General features: G+C 52.6%; 21 protein-coding genes. 11 read left to right on the plus strand and 10 right to left on the minus strand.

The window, feature by feature from the left end:
- The first annotated feature begins 133 nt into the window (after positions 1 to 133).
- The 4 genes from CYQ09_RS04945 to CYQ09_RS04960 all read left to right on the plus strand — a co-directional run bounded on the left by CYQ09_RS04945 (position 134) and on the right by CYQ09_RS04960 (position 3553).
- Positions 134 to 1264, plus strand: coding sequence for a bifunctional 2-C-methyl-D-erythritol 4-phosphate cytidylyltransferase/2-C-methyl-D-erythritol 2,4-cyclodiphosphate synthase (locus CYQ09_RS04945; protein WP_106744284.1), 1131 nt, complete (start codon positions 134 to 136; stop codon positions 1262 to 1264).
- A complete protein-coding gene (locus CYQ09_RS04950; RefSeq protein ID WP_106744285.1) occupies positions 1261 to 1749 on the plus strand; it encodes a phosphatidylglycerophosphatase A family protein in 489 nt (162 codons plus the stop codon). The genes CYQ09_RS04945 and CYQ09_RS04950 overlap by 4 nt, the downstream gene beginning before the upstream one ends.
- On the plus strand, positions 1746 to 2210 hold the full coding sequence (locus CYQ09_RS04955) for a CinA family protein (protein WP_275425356.1): 465 nt from the start codon (positions 1746 to 1748) through the stop codon (positions 2208 to 2210). The genes CYQ09_RS04950 and CYQ09_RS04955 overlap by 4 nt, the downstream gene beginning before the upstream one ends.
- A gap of 161 nt (positions 2211 to 2371) precedes the next feature.
- The gene (locus CYQ09_RS04960) at positions 2372 to 3553 is read left to right on the plus strand and encodes an ammonium transporter (RefSeq protein WP_106744286.1); all 1182 of its coding nucleotides are present in this window, start codon (positions 2372 to 2374) and stop codon (positions 3551 to 3553) included.
- Positions 3554 to 3595: 42 nt separating this feature from the next.
- On the opposite strand, the gene CYQ09_RS04965 is transcribed toward CYQ09_RS04960, so the two are convergent.
- A complete protein-coding gene (locus CYQ09_RS04965; protein ID WP_106744287.1) occupies positions 3596 to 4042 on the minus strand; it encodes a type II toxin-antitoxin system RatA family toxin in 447 nt (148 codons plus the stop codon).
- Between the two features lie 84 nt (positions 4043 to 4126).
- Between CYQ09_RS04965 and hpt the strand changes: the two genes are divergently transcribed.
- Positions 4127 to 4672 carry a hypoxanthine phosphoribosyltransferase gene (gene hpt / locus CYQ09_RS04970; RefSeq protein ID WP_106744288.1) on the plus strand — a complete coding sequence of 182 codons (546 nt, stop codon included), beginning with the start codon at positions 4127 to 4129 and terminating at the stop codon, positions 4670 to 4672.
- The gene (locus tag CYQ09_RS04975) at positions 4669 to 4857 is read left to right on the plus strand and encodes a hypothetical protein (protein WP_106744289.1); all 189 of its coding nucleotides are present in this window, start codon (positions 4669 to 4671) and stop codon (positions 4855 to 4857) included. The genes hpt and CYQ09_RS04975 overlap by 4 nt, the downstream gene beginning before the upstream one ends.
- Here the strand turns inward: CYQ09_RS04975 and lipA are convergent.
- A complete protein-coding gene (gene lipA, locus CYQ09_RS04980) occupies positions 4854 to 5813 on the minus strand; it encodes a lipoyl synthase (protein WP_106744594.1) in 960 nt (319 codons plus the stop codon). The genes CYQ09_RS04975 and lipA overlap by 4 nt on opposite strands.
- Before the next feature lie 107 nt (positions 5814 to 5920).
- Positions 5921 to 7015: a DUF6456 domain-containing protein gene (locus tag CYQ09_RS04985; protein WP_106744290.1), complete on the minus strand. Its 1095-nt coding sequence runs from the start codon at positions 7013 to 7015 to the stop codon at positions 5921 to 5923.
- A gap of 246 nt (positions 7016 to 7261) precedes the next feature.
- Between CYQ09_RS04985 and CYQ09_RS04990 the strand changes: the two genes are divergently transcribed.
- Positions 7262 to 7570 (plus strand): DUF6477 family protein, encoded by a 309-nt coding sequence (locus CYQ09_RS04990; RefSeq protein WP_106744291.1) that lies wholly within the window; start codon positions 7262 to 7264, stop codon positions 7568 to 7570.
- On the opposite strand, the gene CYQ09_RS04995 is transcribed toward CYQ09_RS04990, so the two are convergent.
- The gene (locus tag CYQ09_RS04995; RefSeq protein WP_106744292.1) at positions 7567 to 9117 is read right to left on the minus strand and encodes a trimethylamine methyltransferase family protein; all 1551 of its coding nucleotides are present in this window, start codon (positions 9115 to 9117) and stop codon (positions 7567 to 7569) included. The two genes, CYQ09_RS04990 and CYQ09_RS04995, sit on opposite strands and share 4 nt — an antisense overlap.
- Positions 9118 to 9312: 195 nt before the next feature.
- Here CYQ09_RS04995 and guaA point away from each other — a divergent pair, with 195 nt between their 5' ends.
- The 4 genes from guaA (at position 9313) to CYQ09_RS05015 (ending at position 13297) form a co-directional block, all read left to right on the plus strand.
- A complete protein-coding gene (gene guaA, locus CYQ09_RS05000) occupies positions 9313 to 10872 on the plus strand; it encodes a glutamine-hydrolyzing GMP synthase (RefSeq protein WP_106744293.1) in 1560 nt (519 codons plus the stop codon).
- Positions 10863 to 11159: a putative quinol monooxygenase gene (locus CYQ09_RS05005; protein WP_106744294.1), complete on the plus strand. Its 297-nt coding sequence runs from the start codon at positions 10863 to 10865 to the stop codon at positions 11157 to 11159. Before guaA ends, CYQ09_RS05005 begins: the two co-directional genes overlap by 10 nt.
- A gap of 39 nt (positions 11160 to 11198) precedes the next feature.
- Positions 11199 to 12080, plus strand: a complete 882-nt coding sequence (locus CYQ09_RS05010; protein WP_106744295.1) for a DMT family transporter — start codon at positions 11199 to 11201, stop codon at positions 12078 to 12080.
- A gap of 131 nt (positions 12081 to 12211) precedes the next feature.
- Complete coding sequence (locus tag CYQ09_RS05015; protein WP_162617569.1) at positions 12212 to 13297, plus strand: OmpP1/FadL family transporter; 1086 nt, start codon at positions 12212 to 12214, stop codon at positions 13295 to 13297.
- A 177-nt stretch (positions 13298 to 13474) separates the two neighbouring features.
- Here the strand turns inward: CYQ09_RS05015 and lpxB are convergent, their stop codons facing one another.
- The 6 genes from lpxB to bamA form a co-directional block, all read right to left on the minus strand.
- Entirely contained in the window at positions 13475 to 14593 is a 1119-nt protein-coding gene (lpxB, locus tag CYQ09_RS05020; RefSeq protein WP_106744297.1) for a lipid-A-disaccharide synthase, read from the minus strand.
- Positions 14590 to 15366, minus strand: coding sequence for an LpxI family protein (locus CYQ09_RS05025; RefSeq protein ID WP_106744298.1), 777 nt, complete (start codon positions 15364 to 15366; stop codon positions 14590 to 14592). The genes lpxB and CYQ09_RS05025 overlap by 4 nt, the downstream gene beginning before the upstream one ends.
- On the minus strand, positions 15366 to 16148 hold the full coding sequence (lpxA, locus tag CYQ09_RS05030; RefSeq protein WP_106744299.1) for an acyl-ACP--UDP-N-acetylglucosamine O-acyltransferase: 783 nt from the start codon (positions 16146 to 16148) through the stop codon (positions 15366 to 15368). The genes CYQ09_RS05025 and lpxA overlap by 1 nt, the downstream gene beginning before the upstream one ends.
- Positions 16145 to 16609: a 3-hydroxyacyl-ACP dehydratase FabZ gene (gene fabZ, locus CYQ09_RS05035; RefSeq protein WP_106744595.1), complete on the minus strand. Its 465-nt coding sequence runs from the start codon at positions 16607 to 16609 to the stop codon at positions 16145 to 16147. Before fabZ ends, lpxA begins: the two co-directional genes overlap by 4 nt.
- A 68-nt stretch (positions 16610 to 16677) precedes the next feature.
- On the minus strand, positions 16678 to 17199 hold the full coding sequence (locus CYQ09_RS05040) for an OmpH family outer membrane protein (RefSeq protein WP_106744300.1): 522 nt from the start codon (positions 17197 to 17199) through the stop codon (positions 16678 to 16680).
- A complete protein-coding gene (gene bamA / locus CYQ09_RS05045; RefSeq protein ID WP_106744301.1) occupies positions 17199 to 19505 on the minus strand; it encodes an outer membrane protein assembly factor BamA in 2307 nt (768 codons plus the stop codon). Before bamA ends, CYQ09_RS05040 begins: the two co-directional genes overlap by 1 nt.
- Between the last annotated feature and the right edge of the window lie 23 nt (positions 19506 to 19528).

The raw sequence follows: 19528 nt of genomic DNA on the forward strand, positions 1-19528 counted from the left end.
CAACGAAACCCCTGCCAAAATCACGAAATATAATAGCAAGCGCCTAATTATTGTGCAAATAGCCACGCAAATTGTCGAATTGCACCCTCGCCCCTAGAAGCCTAAACCAGTGCCGATCAAAGGATGCAGCAATATGAAAACAGCCGCAATCATCGTAGCAGCGGGGCGCGGAACTCGTGCAGGTGGCGATCTGCCAAAACAGTGGCAATCACTTCACGGCAAAACAATTGCCGCACATGCAATGCAACCATTCGCGGACCATCCAAATGTTGGACAGATAGTATTGGTGCTGCATCCCGATGATCGCGACACCCCACTTTGGGACGACACGCCGCCAGCCACGATTGTGAAAGGCGGTTCAACCCGGCAAGAATCTGTTCTTGCAGGGCTTCGGGCAGTGACGGAAGCGACCCATGTTCTTATTCATGACGCAGCGCGCCCAATGGTCACATCACGGATCATCGACCGTGTAATCGATGCCCTAGAAACCCACCCGGGCGCAGCCCCCGCCGTCGCAGTGACAGATACATTATGGCATGGTACCGATACGCAAGTTACTGGAACACAAGACAGAAATGGCCTTTTCCGCGCACAAACTCCGCAAGGCTTTGCGCTCGGGCCGCTGCTTTCCGCACATGAAACAAGCGACATTACCGCAACCGATGATGTTTCAGTCGCACGTGCCGCAGGACTAGACGTGGCCATCGTGGCAGGCGATGAAGACAACATCAAAATCACGACCCCGAGCGACTTTGCGCGCGCGGAAAAACTCATGAGGCGCGAGATGGGTATCAGATGTGGGAATGGTTACGACGTACACCGCTTTGGTCCCGGCGACCACGTTTGGCTTTGCGGTGTAAAAGTTCCCTTTGATCGTAGCCTTCAGGGGCATTCAGACGCCGACGTTGGCATGCATGCAGTGACCGACGCCATCTATGGTGCCTTGGGGATGGGCGACATTGGCCAGCACTTTCCGCCAACTGATCCGCAATGGAAAGGTGCCGCGAGTCATATCTTTCTTGAACATGCCGTTGGACTTGCCATTGAACAGGGCTTTCGCATCAGCAACATCGACTGCACACTTGTTTGCGAATTCCCTAAAATCGGCCCACATCAACCCGCAATGAAATTAGCCATGGCGCAAATCATGGGGCTTGCTGCTGACCGGATCAGCGTCAAAGCAACCACGTCAGAGCGCCTTGGATTTACGGGGCGCGGTGAAGGTATCGCGGCACTCGCAACAGCAACATTGGTGAAACCATGACTCATTTAATCGCGACCTTCTTTTATGTCGGACACATGCGCCCTGCACCCGGAACGTGGGGGTCATTGGCCGCCCTGCCCGCTGCTTGGCTGATCTATACGCTACTCGGCCCATGGGGCCTGTTGGCTGGCGCTGTGATTTCCTATTTCGTCGGCACCTGGGCCACCAAAGAAGAAACCCGCGGAAAAGAAAACCACGATCCATCGGAAATTGTTATCGATGAAGTCTGCGGTCAATGGATCGCATTGCTGCCTGTCGCCTACGGCGCACATATGATGTCAGCCGACATCACCGCACTATGGCCCGGCTGGGTCGCGGCATTCTTACTGTTTCGCCTTTTCGACATCACCAAGTGGGGCCCGATTGGCTGGGCAGATCGCCGCAATGACGCGACTGGCGTGATGCTGGACGACGTGATCGCGGGTCTTTTCGCCGCAATCGTCGTTATCGTGCTTGCAGGTCTGTCACACGGGTTACTGATGTGAAAACGCTGATCGACGCCGCCCGCGCCAAGGGCGTGATGATCGCCACCGCAGAAAGCTGCACGGGCGGCATGGTTGCGGCTGCAATCACGGATACAGCCGGAAGCTCTGCGATATTTGACCGCGGGTTCGTGACCTACACCAACGCCGCGAAAATGCAGATGTTGGAGGTAAGTGATAAGACGCTTGCCGTCTATGGCGCTGTATCCGAACAGGTCGCAGACGAAATGGCGCGCGGTGCGATTGCGCATTCCGATGCACAGATTGCGGTGTCGATCACGGGCATCGCGGGCCCCGGTGGATCAGAACACAAACCCGAAGGGCGCGTTTGTTTTGGGATCGCAACATCTGATAATTGCAAAACTGAAACCATGGAATTTGGCGCTCTGGGGCGCGACAATGTCAGGCTAGCTGCACGCAATCACGCACTGGCGTTACTGCTGGCTACAATTAATTCACATTAAGTATATATTTTAATCAAATCGCCTATTTTATGCACACAATTCCCGCAGTGCGCGAACCGATGTAAACTTAGGCATATAGTTTGCTTATTTGCTACTTTTCTTAGCGTTCCGAATCCGCATTAACGCCGCCTCAATGGGAAAACCCAAACGGAGGGGACATTATGAACGGAGCGGATACAGCGTGGGTCATCGTAGCCACGGCGCTTGTACTATTTATGACATTGCCAGGACTGGCATTGTTTTACGGGGGGCTGGTGCGCGCACGCAATGTTCTCAGCGTCTTTATGCATTGCTATGCAATCGCATGTTTAATGAGCATTCTTTGGCTCGCGCTGGGCTATTCCATCGCATTTGGCGGCTCAGGCAACGCCTTCTGGGGTGGTCTGGACAAAGTGTTCCTGTCTGGGATCGATGCCGACACGCTTAGCGGTTCAATTCCCGAAGTGCTGTTCTTTGCCTTCCAAATGACCTTTGCCATCATTACGCCCGCTCTGATCGTTGGTGCATATGTTGAACGTATCGGCTTTGGCTTTGTGCTGCTTTTCTCTGCGCTTTGGATGCTGCTTTGCTATGCACCTGTCACCCACTGGATCTGGGGCGGCGGCTTCTTGTCTGATGGCGGCATCTTTGGTGAAACTGGCGTGCGCGACTTTGCCGGTGGTCTCGTTGTACACGAAACGGCAGGTCTTGCTGCCCTGATCCTTGCGATCTTCCTTGGTGCACGTCGCGAAGGTACAAAGCCCCCGCATAACCCCGGAATGGTAATGATCGGTGCGGCGATGCTTTGGGTTGGCTGGTTTGGCTTTAACGGCGGTTCACAGCTTGCTGCAGACGGTGGCGCAGCTATGGCCCTGACAGTCACACATATCTCTGCTGCGACGGCATCACTGACTTGGGCGCTTTGGGAGCGGATTAAGTTCGGTCGCGCATCCTTGGTTGGTATCGTGACTGGTACGATTGCTGGTCTTGCATCCATCACCCCAGCGTCCGGTTTCGTCGGCCCTATCGAAGCGCTGATCATCGGTGCTGTTGCTGGTGTGCTTTGCCAAGAGATGGTCAACCTGATCCGCAACACGTTCAAGATTGACGATACACTGGATGTATTCGCCGTTCACGGTGTCGGCGGGATCTTTGGTACACTTATGATCGCGCTGTTTGGTGCGGGAACATGGGCTGCACAATTGGGTTCGCTTGCGATCGTTGGCGTCTTTACCACAGTCGTCACGATCATTCTGATCTACGTGTGCAAAGCAATTACACCGCTGCGCGTTGACCAAGACACCGAAGTTCAAGGCCTTGATATCACCGTTCATGGTGAGCGCGCCTATCACTTCGACTCTTAAGAAAATCAGGGGTGCTGCGCGAAAAAGCGCAGCGCCTCTTACCTATGCGCCGTAAAGCTCAGCAGCGCGGCGTTCAAATGCGCGTACGACACGCTGCATTGCCTCGTTAAAGAACACGCCAGCAGCGCCCTGCAGTAGACGATTCTTAAACTCAAAATCCACATCAAATGAAACTTGGCAACCGCCATCGATATCTTTGAAATTCCACTGACTTTCTAAATGACGAAAGGGGCCGTCCAAATATTCAGTATCGATTTTCATTGCTTCAGACCAAAGCGTCACCCGGCTACCAAAAGTCTCGCGGAATACTTTGAACGAAATAACCAAATCCGCCAGCATCACTTGCTTTTCACCTTGATCATCGACGCTGCGCACGCGCGCTGCTGCCGTCCAAGGTAGGAACTTGGGGTAATTCCCTATATCACCAACAAGGTCGTACATTTGCTTTGCCGTATAAGGGAGCGTCTTAGTTTCCGAATGGGATGGCATATGGGGTCTTTCACGGGTGACTTCACGCCCTGATGTCGTAAACTGAGCCCGGAAAATCAACCCTTGTCTATTACAGAGTCCCCTATGCCGCACCGCCCTTACAAAATTGATGAACTTATCAGCGCCAAGGCCATTGCAGCACGGATCGAAGATCTTGCGCGCGAAATTGGACGCGAATTCGCGGATACTGACAAATTGGTTGTAGTGGGCCTACTGCGCGGGTCGTTTGTGTTCATTGCAGATTTAGTGCGTGAAATTGATCTGCCCGTCGAAGTCGATTTCCTAGAGGCCTCTTCCTATGGTGACGGAATGGAAAGCAGCCGCGAAGTGCGCATTCTTAAGGATCTACGCGGCCAGATCGAAGGGCGCGACGTGCTGGTCGTTGAGGACATCGTTGATACCGGTCACACATTGAAGCACGTGACCGAATACCTGCAAACCCGTCACCCTGCCCGCTTGCGTACGATTGCACTGCTCGACAAACCCGCACGTCGCGAGGTTGATTTTAAGGCTGACCTGATTGGCTTTGAAATTCCGGACGAATTTGTTGTCGGTTATGGTATCGACTTTGCACAACGTAACCGCAACTTGCCCTTTATTGGCAAGGTGCGGTTCATCGACGAACCATGAATATCCGCTTTCTTTTACGCGCCAAAAGGTTGGCCGCACGACCACCATCTGAAGCCATGTTTAAAATGGTGGTCGGGATTATCGTGTTCTGTGCGATCCTTTACGGGATCGAACGTTTTATCGGCTGGCCCGAATGGTTAACGCCTAACGAGATACAGCGGGTACGCCCCAAGCCTATGGACTAAGCCATGCCCAGCTTTTTCATCCGTGCGTCGCGTAGACGCGCAAAATCATCGCCCGCGTGATAGGATGACCGTGTCAGCGGTGTAGCCGAAACCATCAAGAAACCCTTGCCGAATGCGGCCTTTTCATAGGCTGCAAATTCTTCAGGCGTTACAAAGCGATCCACTTTGTGATGCTTTGGTGTTGGCTGCAAATACTGACCGATTGTGACAAAATCGATGTCGGCGGCACGCATGTCTTCCATCACTTGAATGACTGATTGGCGATCTTCGCCCAGTCCAACCATGATCCCGGACTTTGTGAACATCGTCGGGTCGAGCTCTTTCACGCGCTGCAACAGCCGCAGCGAATGAAAGTAACGCGCACCTGGGCGTACTTCTGGATAAAGGCCCGGCACGGTTTCCAAATTGTGGTTAAACACATCCGGACGCGCTTTGACCACAATCTCAAGCACTTCGGGTTCACAACGAATAAAATCGGGCGTCAGAATTTCAATTGTCGTTTTTGGTGACTGTCGGCGAACGGCCCGGATCGTTTGGGCAAAATGTTCGGCCCCGCCGTCTTCAACATCGTCACGGTCGACGGATGTAATGACGACGTGGTTTAAGCCCAGCTTTTTGACTGCGTCGGCTACGCGGCCCGGTTCAAAGACATCCAATGCTTCGGGCGGTTTACCCGTAGCAATGTTGCAGAATGTGCAGGCACGCGTACAAACCTCGCCCATAATCATCATGGTGGCGTGACCTTGCGACCAGCATTCACCCACGTTTGGGCAGCCCGCCTCTTCGCACACTGTAACCAGCTTATGTTCACGCATGATATCGCGGGTTTGTTTGTACCCCTCGGACGTGGGAGCCTTAACACGAATCCAGTCTGGCTTTTTGGGCTGCGCCGCATCTGGGCGGCGCTGCTTTTCCGGGTGACGCTGCGCCGGAATTTTCAGATCGCGTGTTGGCATGTCGGTCTCCGATGGCTCTTGGTGATTACCTAGCGTCGGTACGAGGAATTGTCCAACGCTGATGGCCCAGCACATGCCAGCACTGCGCAAAACGCATGGACCGCGCCCTAACCGATCATCGGCGCGAACTTTCCATTGGTCATTTCATAATGCCTTTGCAACCGCTCTAGCGCAATCCGCAGGACGATTTTGCCAGAACGCGCAGACCAACCCATAGATTTTTCTGTCTGTTCCAGCCCCTCAAGAAAGCAACAACAGCGCAATACGATATCCCCCAGTCCGGGACCCAAGTCAGATAACGCGGCTTTCACCCGTTGCCGCGCATTATCAGTCGGGCACGTGTCATTCATAATATCGTCTAAACTTGTGATATGTGCGCCATCCAATTGGGCCAGTTCGAAATCCTCACGCAGGCGTTCACCGACCGCGACCAACGCACGATCCAAAAAGGGGCTTCCGTCGCGGTCTTTGCGCCGCGCAAGACCAACAAGGGGGCTTTCGGTCCCATGATACCTGCGAATCCGACGCGAACCGCCGTCGATTACATCTAAATCCCACGCCGCTTCAGCCTCGGGGTCACCACGGTTGTGACCTAAACCATGCGCACGGTTTTCATCTTCGGCGGTCAGGCGGCGCAGCGCAGCACGACCTGTATTGGTGATAAAATATCGCGCGACACGACTTTCGGGATCAGGGCAGCTAATCCAATCTTTCAACGCCATGGCTTGCGCAATTTCGCGATCAACGCCCGCTGTTCGCAATTGATCTTCGTTACCGGCTTCACGCACAACAACGGCTGATTCCATGTCCCGCGCCACCGCAAGGATCGCGCCCGGCTCGCATAATCTACGTAAAACACGCTTTGCTTCTTGGTCAATTCGGCGCTGTGTTAACTCTTCGGTAGGACGCTCGTGTGTACATCGTAACTTAGCGATCATTGCAGTTTTTCCCCGTTTATTCGCAATATCAACTGATGAAACCTGATTGGATAACGCATCAAGCGCCGCATCTATCAAGGGGTCGTCACGACGCCCTTCGAAACGACGGACCTGCCGCAATACTGTTGACGGATGGCAATCGTTCGCGCGGGCAACAGCACGTATCGATAGACCTTTTTGTGTGTGGGCTAGGTAATTACGCGCGGCATCCGGTATCCAAACCGGAAGCAGTTCAGACCGCAGCGGTCCCTTCTGTAATGTCATGTCACGCGTCCTCTTCGCAGGTTTCAATGTGCCACCTTTGATCCTAAACACTGGTGACACATAGAAAAATCAACCTATGCGTGCTTGGTTACCTAAGTGTTAACGACCATATTGGCCCGTCAACTATTCTTGCCAAAAGATAAACAAGTCTGACCAATGCGTTCTTAACAAATCGTCATCCCGCAACACCCATCGGGGCTGTGGCATGTTTCACCGACTCAGCAATACACCGAGAAGGGAACGATTATGCTTGATCTGGAAACACGCATTCGCACACTCAAACGTCCAACTTTACTGGCAAGAGCCGCGCGGTTTGGAATGGATGACTATCGTCGCGATGTGCATTTGCGCCGCATAATTACTGCAGATCGCCTTCCACGCCATGCCGAAGCAATTATGCGTTTGCTTGACATCGAAGCGGAGATGAACACCCAGCGCATCCAACAGTCGGGCGAATATCGCGTCGCCCGACATGTCGATGTTCTGATCGCAATCGCAGGCGAGGCACAGTTGATGCGTGCGACCCGCCTGCGGCTTGTTGAACCTTCGGATTAACCGAATGCGTCAGGCATGCTTGCCTTTTTTTCAGCGACGTAGGCCCGCAACCGTGCCTCGATCTCAGGGTCGAGCGCGGGCTGCTGGTACGTATCAAGCATCTTTTTGACCCTTGCAGTGGCAAGCGTTTGTGTATCGCGTGCGCCCTCTTCGTCCCATGTTTCAAACGGTTTGTAGTCCAACAAATCTGTCCGCCAGAATGCAGTCTTAAAGTTCGCTTGCGTGTGTGCGCAGCCCAAATAATGGCCACCGGGGCCGACCTCTGCGATGGCATCCATGGCTTGGCCATTTTCAGACATATCCACGCCGCGTGCAAAGTGGTGCAAAGTACCCAGCTGATCCGCGTCCATTACGAATTTCTCGAATGAAGCGACCATACCACCTTCGAGCCAACCACAAGCGTGCAGCATAAAGTTCACCCCAGATAGCAAACCCATCTTCAGGCTGCTGCCCGTTTCATAACCTGCCTGCGCATCGGGTAATTTGGAACCACAGAATGACCCGGCCGAACGGTACGGCAGCCCCATACGGCGGGCCAATTGCCCTGCCCCATAAGTAATGTGCTCTGCCTCTGGTGTGCCAAATGTCGGCGCGCCAGAGTTCATGTCGATGGATGTGACCATCGTCCCAAAAATCACAGGCGCGCCCGGGCGCACCAACTGTGAATAGGCGACGCCAGCAAGCACCTCGGCCAATGTTTGCGTCAATGTCCCCGCGACCGAAACAGGCGCCATGGCCCCACCAACAATGAACGGGCTAATGATGCAGGCTTGGTTATTTGCGGCGTAGATCTCAAGTGCGCCCATCATTGTGCTGTCAAACGTCAACGGAGAGTTGATGTTAATCAGGGATGTCATGACGGTGTTTTCTTGAACGAACTCTTTGCCGAACAAGATTTCGCACATCTCAACCGAATCTTGTGCGCGAACAGGTTCTGTCACCGCGCCCATGAATGGTTTGTCACTATATACCATATGCGCCAAAAGCATATCGAGGTGGCGTTTATTCACAGCGATATCGGTTGGCTCGCATACTGTCCCACCTGAATGGTGCAGCCATTTCGACATATAACCAAGTTTCACGAATTTTTCGAAATCCGCGATTGTCGCATAGCGGCGACCACCTTCTGCATCGCGCACAAACGGCGGACCATAGACAGGCGCAAGCACAAGGTTATCTCCACCAACGACAACATTGCGTTCGGGATTACGTGCGTGCTGGGTAAATGTTGATGGGGCCGTTTCACATAGCTTTCGTGCCAAACCTCGTGGAATACGAACACGTTCGCCGACAACGTCTGCTCCGGCAGCTTTCCAACGTTCCAGTGCTGCAGGGTTATCAACAAAGTTCACGCCGATCTCGGCAAGTACCGTTTCAGCGTTGGCCTCGATGACCTGAAGCGCTTCTTCGTTCAGCACCTCGTAATTAGGAATATTCCGCTCGATGTACTTAGCGGTTTCGATGCTAACGGCTGTGCGCTCTGCCCGGCGGGCCGCGCCACCACCACCGCGTGCGCGGCGTCCTGATCTGACTGGTGCATCTGACATGAAACATTCCTTTAACGCTATCCTGCACATCAATTACAGAACGCGCCCCGTGAGACCTGCCATTTTTGCGCCGTTTCAGGCGCGAAAACGACATCATGCGTCGCAAAGCATAAAAAACGAACAAAGCCTCCTCATCCACGTTAGAATGCCCGCACGCCTCTTGCACAAATCCGTGACTGGCTTTACCGAAGCGCCATGGAAAACAGCACCCACGAACGCCTTCTCATTATTGATTTTGGCAGCCAGGTCACGCAGCTGATTGCGCGTCGCCTGCGCGAGTTAAACGTCTACTGTGAAATTCACCCCTATCAGTTGGTCACAGATGCATTCCTTACGGAATTCGCACCCAAGGCCGTGATCCTGTCCGGTGGTCCTGATAGTGTGACCCGCGAAGGATCGCCGCGCGCGCCGCAGTCTGTCTTTGATCTTGGCGTCCCGATCCTTGGCATTTGTTATGGTCAGCAAACCATGATGACCCAGTTGGGTGGCAAAGTTGAATCGGGTCACGGCACTGCCGAATTCGGCCGCGCCTATGTGACACCCAAAGAAAAGCTGGCGCTTCTTGATGGTTGGTTCCTAACCGACAAAGAACAGGTCTGGATGAGCCACGGCGACCATGTCTCTGAAATTGCACCGGGTTTTGATGTTTACGGCACATCGCCAAACGCACCATTTGCCGTCACAGCCGATGTTTCGCGTAACTTCTATGCTGTGCAATTCCACCCCGAAGTCCACCACACGCCCAACGGCGCAAAGCTATATGAAAACTTTGTACGTATCGCTGGTTTTTCTGGTGATTGGACAATGGGTTTGTACCGCGAACAGGCAATCGCTGCGATCAAAGAACAGGTTGGTGATAAACAAGTTATTTGCGGCCTATCCGGCGGCGTCGATTCATCTGTTGCTGCTGTTTTGCTTCACGAAGCCATCGGCGATCAACTGACATGCGTATTCGTGGACCACGGGTTGCTGCGCCAAGGCGAAGCCGAAGAAGTCGTGACAATGTTCCGCGACAACTACAACATGAAGCTGATCCACGCTGACGAACAAGAATTATTCTTGGGCGAACTTGAAGGTCAAGACGACCCTGAAACAAAGCGCAAAATCATCGGCAAACTGTTCATCGACGTGTTCCAGAAATACGCGAACGACATCGAAGGCGCTGAGTTCCTTGCACAAGGTACCCTCTACCCCGATGTGATTGAATCTGTGTCGTTTTCTGGCGGTCCGTCGGTCACAATCAAATCGCACCACAATGTCGGTGGCCTTCCAGAAAAGATGGGTCTTAAGCTCGTCGAACCGCTGCGCGAATTATTCAAGGACGAAGTTCGCGCACTTGGTGCAGAACTGGGACTTCCACCCAGCTTTATCGGGCGTCACCCATTCCCTGGGCCGGGCCTTGCGATCCGCTGCCCCGGTGAGATCACACGCGAAAAGCTGGAAATCCTGCGCAAAGCTGACGCCGTCTATATCGACCAGATCCGCAAACACGGGTTGTACGATGATATCTGGCAGGCCTTTGTTGCGATCCTTCCGGTACGTACCGTTGGCGTTATGGGCGATGGGCGTACGTATGATTTCGCCTGCGCATTGCGTGCAGTGACATCCGTGGACGGCATGACAGCGGATTACTATCCATTTACCCACGAATTCCTAGGTGAAACCGCAACGCGGATTATCAACGAAGTCCAAGGTATCAACCGTGTAACCTATGACATCACATCAAAACCTCCGGGAACGATCGAATGGGAATAATGGGTAAGCCCGGCAATGTGCGCCTCACTGGCACGATAGTGATTCCTGCGGACCGACTCGAAGAGTTGGTTCCGCTTCTGGAAGAACATATCGTGCTGACACGCAAGGAACCGGGCTGCCTTCATTTCGACGTGACGCAAGACGCCGAAACCCACGAACTGTTCCACGTCAGCGAACTGTTCACATGTGAAAACGCGTTTGCCGCACATCAAAAGAATGGCGCGGCGCGGCGCTGGGGTCCTGCCAGCGCCAACCTGAGCCGAGATTTCCACAAAGAGACATTGTAGCGGCTTGCAATTTCCCTAGCGTCAGGTGCAACTGCTCTGATGAATAATATCCTGAAGGCCGGGCTCTGGATGCTTGGCGCAATTGCATCGTTTACCAGCATGGCAATCGCCGGACGTGCGGTTAGCTTTGAGCTAGATACCTTTGAAATTATGCTGTTTCGCAGCATTACAGGTATCGTGGTTGTACTGATACTAGCCTTTGGATTCGGCACTGCAAAACAGATTAATCGTCAACGATTTGGTCTGCATTTTATCAGAAATATCTTCCATTTCACCGGGCAAAACTTGTGGTTCTATGCAATCGCGACAATTCCGCTTGCCCAAGTCTTTGCGCTAGAGTTCACAACGCCTATTTGGGTGATCCTACTTTCGCCGCTGGTACTGCGTGAACGCCTTACTCCAATTGGGCTATTAAGTGCGTTTTTAGGGTTTATCGGCGTACTTATTGTCACGCGGCCCGATGCAGCAACAATGAGCCCGGGCCTGATTTCAGCTGCAATATGTGCGATATTCTTTGCGCTCACTGCAATTTTCACACGCAAACTGACCATGACAGAGCCGATCACCGTTATCATGTTTTACCTTACTACACTGCAAGCGGCATTTGGGCTGATTTGCGCCGGATACGACGGAGATATTCAGTTGCCATCCATGCAAACCCTCCCTCTTATCATTATGATTGGCTTCGCGGGTCTATTCGCGCATTTTTGTCTTACGCGCGCGCTCAGTCTTGCCCCAGCAAGCATCGTCATGCCAATCGACTTCATTCGGCTCCCGACGATCGCTGTGGTCGGCATGCTTGTCTATCATGAACCCATCCAACTCATAATTTTTGTCGGTGCAGCACTAATCTTCGGTGCAAACTATTTGAACATCAGTTATGGGTCTGCTCAGAACAAACCGAGGCATAAAATTAACTAAACTGTTCAGTTTATTGACGTTTTATGACGCCACGTTGGCGTGGCTCGGGTGACGCAGCGTCATTAATTGACGCAAAGGCAACCCACTCCTTAGTGTCGATCCACGAGGAGATTCATGACAGGGATGAGGACATGAAAAACGTATTTACAGCAGGGGCAGCTTTGCTGCTTACAACAAGCATCGCAAACGCAGGAGGGATTGATCGGTCGGGGAACCCGTATTCTATCCTTTTTGAGGATGGCAACTATGTGCAACTATCGTTTAGCTCTGCGACGCCAGATGTGTCTGGCGACTACCCAGCAGGCTTCGGTGGCGGTTCCACTGAAAACATGGCGGAAAGCTATTTCAGCGCGGGTGTTGCACTGAAATACGCTGTGAACGATAATGTCGATGTCGCTGTAATGTTAAGCCAACCCTACGGTGCCGATGCTAATTATACCGGTGGGCCTTACACGGGCTTAGCCGCGGAATGGAACAGCACGCAGCTTTCTGTCGTTGGTAAATATCAAACATCAGACGCCGTATCTGTCTATGGTGGTATTCGTGCGGTTCAGTCAGAGGCTACAATTACCATTCCACCGGCGCTTTTTGGCGGAGCCGAGTATTCAGCTGAGACTGAAAAGAATACACAGGTCGGATATATTCTTGGCGCTGCATACGAACGCCCTGAAATCGCTTTGCGTGTAGCTTTGACCTACGAAAGCGGAATGACGCATGACTTTGAAACAACAGAGGCCGTAAACGGTAGCACTGTGCTCGAAAGCACAACTGACATCGAAATGCCGCAAGCAGTTACGCTAGATTTCCAATCTGGTATCGCTGAAGATACGCTTCTCTTTGGTTCGGTTCGTTGGTCCGAGTGGTCAGTTTGGGAAGTGCGCCCCGCATATTACCAAGGCGCAGCAAACGACCGTGTGACAGGTATTGACGACGATGTATTCACATACCGCATCGGGCTTGGCCGTCGCATCAATGATGACTTGTCCGTATTCGGTCGCGTGACATACGAAGATGCGAGCGGCGGTGACGCATCACGTCTTTCACCAACTGATGGATCAACAAGCATCGGTTTGGGCGGTAGCTACACAATGAACGGCGTCGAATTCACTGGTGGTATTGAATACGCAATGCTTGGTGATGCAACAGATGCATCTGGCGTCGAGTTCAAAGACAACTCAGCAGTCGGTGTTGGCCTGACGATCGGTTACAGCTTCTAAGCGCTAAACATAACTCTAGAACATAGCCCCGCCTAATCAGGCGGGGCTTTTTGCATACTTGGGTTGTGCTCCCTTGGTCTCATGATCAAATTTCTGGCGAACCACGGCGCACAGAAATTGGCGCGAGAACTAATCAGACCTAAACACCTCTTATGGGATTTAGTCGCCGTAACAACGTTACGGTTCTATTCGTTTCAAAACGGCGCGTGCCGCGCGCAAACCGGGGGCTTCGCCACCGCGCCCTAACCGCTCCATCGTGACGGTCATCGCTTGGTTTTGCCGACTTGGGTCATCCAATACAGACATAACAGCATCGGCGATCTTTGATGGGACGCAGTTTTTTCCGATAAACTCTGGAATGACGCGGGTGTCAGAAACAAGGTTAACTAGCGTGACCGTATCAACCAACAACATACGGCTGATAATGATCCGGCTAAGCCATGACATATCGTAGGCAATGACCATTGGTGTACCGTTCGCTGCTAATTCGAGCGATACAGTACCCGAAGCCGCAAGCGCAACGTCAGCCCGCTTGAACCAACCTGCTTTATCGGGGCTATCAGGCGGTAAGACGGTAACCGGCACCTCCCAGTCGGCAGTTTTTTCCTGAACAAGATCGTAAACACCGCTTGTTGTCGGGATCACAAACATGGCGTCAGGTACCTGCCCGGCAATCTGCTGAACAGCTATACCAAAGCGCTCAGCGAGCCGTCCGACCTCACCTTTACGACTGCCGGGCAAAACAAGTACCACCGTGCCCTGCCCCAACGCGTCGGCCACAGCTTGCGTCGCGATGGGTTCAGCCACAACGGGATGACCGACAAAGTCGCAATCCATGCCCGCGGCCTGCATATATTTTGGCTCAAACGGGAACAGCGCCAGTACATGATCGATGTGACGGGCCATTTTCGCAGCCCGTCCAGCACGCCAAGCCCATACGGTGGGAGCGACATAGTGCACTGTCCTAATATCGCTTTTTGCTTTCACCAATTTGGCAACCCGAAGACAAAAATCAGGGCTATCAATTGTGATTAACACATCAGGTTGCGTTGCAATAATAGCATCTGCCATTTCGCGAATACGCGCTTTTAATGCACGGTACTTTGGCAGTATCTCAGCTAGGCCCATGACGCTCAGCTCATCCATCGGAAACCGCGAAACCAGCCCCTCGGCCTGCATCAAAGCCCCCCCAACACCGTCAAATGTCACATCAGGGCGCAATGTCTTTAGGCCAGCCATCATCGCGCCGCCCAGTTTGTCACCCGAAGGTTCGCCAGCAATGACAAAGACCTTCATGCCCCACCTCTGGGACGCACCCATAAAAACATACCCTGTGCGTCAAGGATACGGCGGACAGCAGGCAGATCAAGAACCATAACGCCCCCAAATTCGATCACAATACCATCTAAACCATCCGCGGCTTTTGCTGTCGCTGGCCCGATAAGCGGTAAATCAGCACGCCAGTCCTGATTAGGTTTTGGGGCCTTAAATAAAATACCGCCTTTCCGGGTCGCGCGGGCCAGCATCGCGTCAGTACCGTTCGCATCTTCGCGTAACATAACTTCAGCGGAACGAATGACGCAGGCTTGACCAGTGTCCGCGAGTCCCATTTGTGCAACGCATGCCTCACCTGTAAACGCGTCGACGGTATGATCAGACGCAGGTCCAGTTTTTGTCAACACACCGGAACGTGGTAGAAGGTCACGTGCAACATCATGGGCTGCCATGACCTTAAATCCGTGTTCTTCGAGGATTGTGATGATGATGCGCAGTGCCCCGTCATCACCTTGGGTTAAGGCTGCTTGAACCTTTGGCACAAGCGGCATTGTCGCGGCATCAATCTGTGAGGGGTCAATCTGCGGGCGTCGTACTGCGCCAGCCATACAAATTTGGGTTACGCCACGCGTCTTAAGATCGGCAAGGAAACTGCCCAGATGCTCCATTCGGAATGTAATATCAGGCGTCAGGCTTGGTTCAAAACCTCGCATGGCACAAACAAGCGGTCGATTGGGCAACCGTGCGACCAACGCGGGCGGTAAATCCCCCGTCCCTGCAATCAACGCAAGCATCAGCCGGGCGTCAAAAAATTGCGGTCGGAATCACCCAAAATGAACGCAACCATCTGCTGCACATAGTCGCTGTCGCTTTCTGCCGCCAGACGTTTCGCGCGCTCCTGAAAGGTGCCTTCGCCATCTTTCAGCATCTGAAATGCAGCCCGTAGCGCCGTAATGTCGGAACGCGCAACGCCTTTGCGCTTTAATCCCACAAGGTTCAACCCATCCAACACCCCACGCGGGCCTTGGACCAACCCGTGTGGGACAACATCGTTTGTAACCATAGTAACGGCGCCGATAATGGCGCCCTTACCGATCCGCACCCATTGATGCACACCACAAAGCCCGCCGATGATCACATCATCTTCGATCACACAATGCCCTGCAACTGCCGATGAATTGACGACAATCACACGGTCACCAATTCTGGCGTCATGTGCAATGTGACAACCGGCCATAAATAGCCCGTCATCACCAACACGCGTTTCACCACCACCTTGTGCGGTCCCAGTGTTCATTGTCACATGTTCACGAATGCGGTTACGCGCACCGATACGCAAGCGGGTCTGTTCGCCGTCAAATTTCAAATCTTGAGGGATCTCACCGATCACCGCAAACGAAAAAATGACAGTGTCATCGCCAACATGTGTGTCGCCATCAATCACAACGTGGCTTTTCAGCGTTACCCGTTCGCCCAACACGACGTTAGGGCCAACCACGCAGAATGGACCGATGGTACAGTCTGCCCCGATCACAGCCTCGTCTGCGATCACAGAGGAAGGGTGAATATTGCTCATTCTTTTGGGATGTCCATCATCGCGGTAAACTCTGCTTCGGCAGCCATTTCACCGTCAACGGTTGCAACACCTTTAAACTTCCAAACCTTACCGCCCGGTTTACCCCGTGTTGTTTCAACATGCATTTCCAGCACATCGCCCGGCACAACCTTGCGGCGGAATTTGCATCCATCAATTGCCATGAAATAGACAAGTAGGTTGCCATCAGTGAGCCCCAAAGTCGCGCCAACCATAACGGCTGTTGTCTGTGCCATCGCTTCAACGATCGTTACACCTGGCATAATTGGATTGCCCGGAAAATGGCCCTGAAAATGCGGCTCGTTCATTGTCACGTTTTTTATGCCGACAGCCGAAGTTGTGCCATTGATGCTATGCACCTTATCCACCAACAAAAATGGATACCGATGCGGTAGAATTTTTTGAATCAAAAGAATGTCGGCTTCGGTGACGGGATCAGACATCGGATGGTATTCCTTGTTATTGCTGCTGATCTGAGTACCAAGGGAATGCCGCGCGGGCAAGCACGCGCTTATTGTGTTCCGTCACCCAATTCTGCATCAACACGGACAATAACGTCATCCGTGATGTTAGCCTCGCGTACGGACATGACAACGCTGCGCTGTTCCATAACAATCACGGCCCCTCGTTCAATCATAAGATTGGCGATCACGCCTTGAACGCGATCTTCGAATACTGTGCGCTGTTCTGCGTTTTCTGTTTGCAGTTCAATATTTTTTGCATCGCGTACACGCCGTACCTCTTCGACTTTCACGTCAAAAGCATCGGCTTCGGCGCGAAACTCTTCTGGTGTCATGTCTGGACGACGCAAAGTCAGACTGCGTTCTTCTTCGGTAAGCGTTGCAACAATTTGTTCGTTTTCCGCCTGTACCGCTTGTATGGCCGCGTTCAAGTCCGCAGCAATACGGCGACCGTACAAGGTTTCGTAATAAATACGATCACTATCAATGATCAAGATTTGTGGCGCGCCATCCTGTGCAGCAGCAGGTATTGCCAACAACAGCCAAGCAAGAATGGCACGCCACAGATTCATTAGAAGCTCGTTGAAATGGTCACATCGAACGCTTTGGTATTATCGCGGTCCTGCGAATCCAAATCTTCGGTAAAGTTAAAACGCAGCGGGCCAATTGGCGTCGTCCAGAAGACCGATACCCCCGCAACAGCACGCGGGGTAAAGTCGTCATAGATCACGTCTTCACCATATGTTTCACCGACATTCCAAACGGAACCGTAGTCAACAAACGCGCCGCCCGTCAGGCCATATTCGCTCGGTAAACCAAGTGGAAATTCAGTTTCCAACCGCAAAACGGCGTAGGCGTTACCACCAAGCGCATCATCCGTATCATCATCACGTGGACCAATGCCGCCAGCTTCGAACCCGCGCATCACACGGCTTCCCATAAAGAAACGGTCGGTTACGCGGCTGCTGCCGTCTTGATACTCAAGATAACCACCTTCTAAGGTCGCGCGCAGCGTGACTTCTTCGTTCAGAACTTTTGCCTCTGCACCAGCAAGAGCGGTGGATTTGATAAATTGCGTGTCACCAAACCCGAATTCCTGCCCAAAGCGTAACAATACACCCGCATTTGGGTTCAACCCTGTGCGACGCGTGTCATAGCTGTACGTATAACCCAGCGAGTTCGTCGTCACAGCGCCTTCGGCAGATTCGTTATGGATAATTTGGCTTGCATCTGCGTCAACATCAGTCAGATCGTTGTAATCGAGCGCGTATAGTACGGTCAGCCGACCATTTTCGCTTACCGGAAAGCTAAGTGAAGGGCTGAACCGCAGGCTTTCTGTATCATAAAGCGCGTTTTCGTTGTTTGTCGTCGCATAGGATAGATCGACACCCAAACGCAGATCACGACCCAAAAGCTGTGGTTCCGTAAAACCGAAGGTCAAACGGCGATTTGATTCAGCAGTGGACAGGTCAAAATTCAAACGCTGGCCGCGTCCTTGAAAGTTTGATTGTTTGTATGATGCGATCAAACCAACACCAGTATCACTGTTATAGTTCGCACCAAAGCTTAGGCTACCAGTCGGGCCTTCGACCACATCAACATCAACGATAACCTGGTTTTCAGTAGTACCCTGGCGCGCGTTTACATCAACGTTTTGAAAAAAACCGAGCGAACGAATACGGCTTGCACTATCGCGAATGGCGCGAGGGTTAAATGGATCACCTTCGACCACTTCGACGCGGTTACGAATAACACGGTCAAGCGTTGTTCCGTTGCCTTCAATGTCGATACGCTCGACAAAAATACGCGGACCTGGCACCAACACATAAGCAAGATCAAGCGTCAAATCGCGTGGGTTCCGTGTGATCCGCGTGTCAACTTGAACAAAGTTAACACCCCGATTGACGGCCAAACGCTCAATACGCGTAATATCAGTTTCGATCGGAACAGGTGAATAGGTCGCACCACCACGCACGCGGATTGCATCTTGATAAGGGGCCGGATCAAGACCTTCGATTTCGCTTAAGACCGTAACCGAGCCAAATTCGAACTTTTGCCCTTCGCGCAGATTGTATGTCACCAAATAGGCATCGCGTTCACGGGTTAACGTGACATCAACATTTTGAACAACAAAATCTGGGTATCCGCGCGAATGGTAAAAATCAGTAAGAAGCTCGCGGTCAGCGGCAACACGATCAGGTGAATATGTGTCGCGGCGGATCAAAGCGCGCAAAGGGCCCGCTTGTTTCGTGTCCAGCACCCGTTGAAGGCGCGACTCAGAATAGGTCCGGTTTCCAAGAAAAGATATCCGCTCAATTTCGGTCACAGCGGATTCGGTCACGACAAAGACCAGATCAACGCGGTTGTCCGAAAGAGGGATAATGCTTGGTGTTACGGTAGCGTTAATACGACCCTGCTGCGCGTATGCTTGGGTAATTGCAGCCGTGTCGGCTTCGGCCTGCGTCGGGTTATAAACGCGGCGGCTTTCGGATTGGACGATTTGCAGCAACTCGCTATCGCGAAGGCGTGCGTTACCTTCGATATTGATACGGTTGATGGTTGGATATTCAGTAACGCGTATCGTCAACGTTGACCCGCTTGGAACGACTTCGACCGTTTCAAACAGACCTGACGCACGGATTTTCTGTGCCGCATCATTTAATGCGCCAGTATTTAACGATTCACCTTGCGAAATACCCGCATACGTAAGGATGGTCCCATCGGCGACACGCTGGTTACCTTCGATGGATACGTTATTGAAAACAAAGCCCTGTGCGGATACCGCGCCAGCGGCAAGAACAGCGACAACCGCACCGATGCTTATCTGGCGAAATGTCGCCCCGCCCTGCGCAATAACGCGCCCCCAATTTTTATGCATTTTGCTCGCCTGTTTTTAATATC

The sequence above is a fragment of the Yoonia maritima genome, assembly GCF_002933395.1.
GTDB lineage: Bacteria > Pseudomonadota > Alphaproteobacteria > Rhodobacterales > Rhodobacteraceae > Yoonia > Yoonia maritima_A.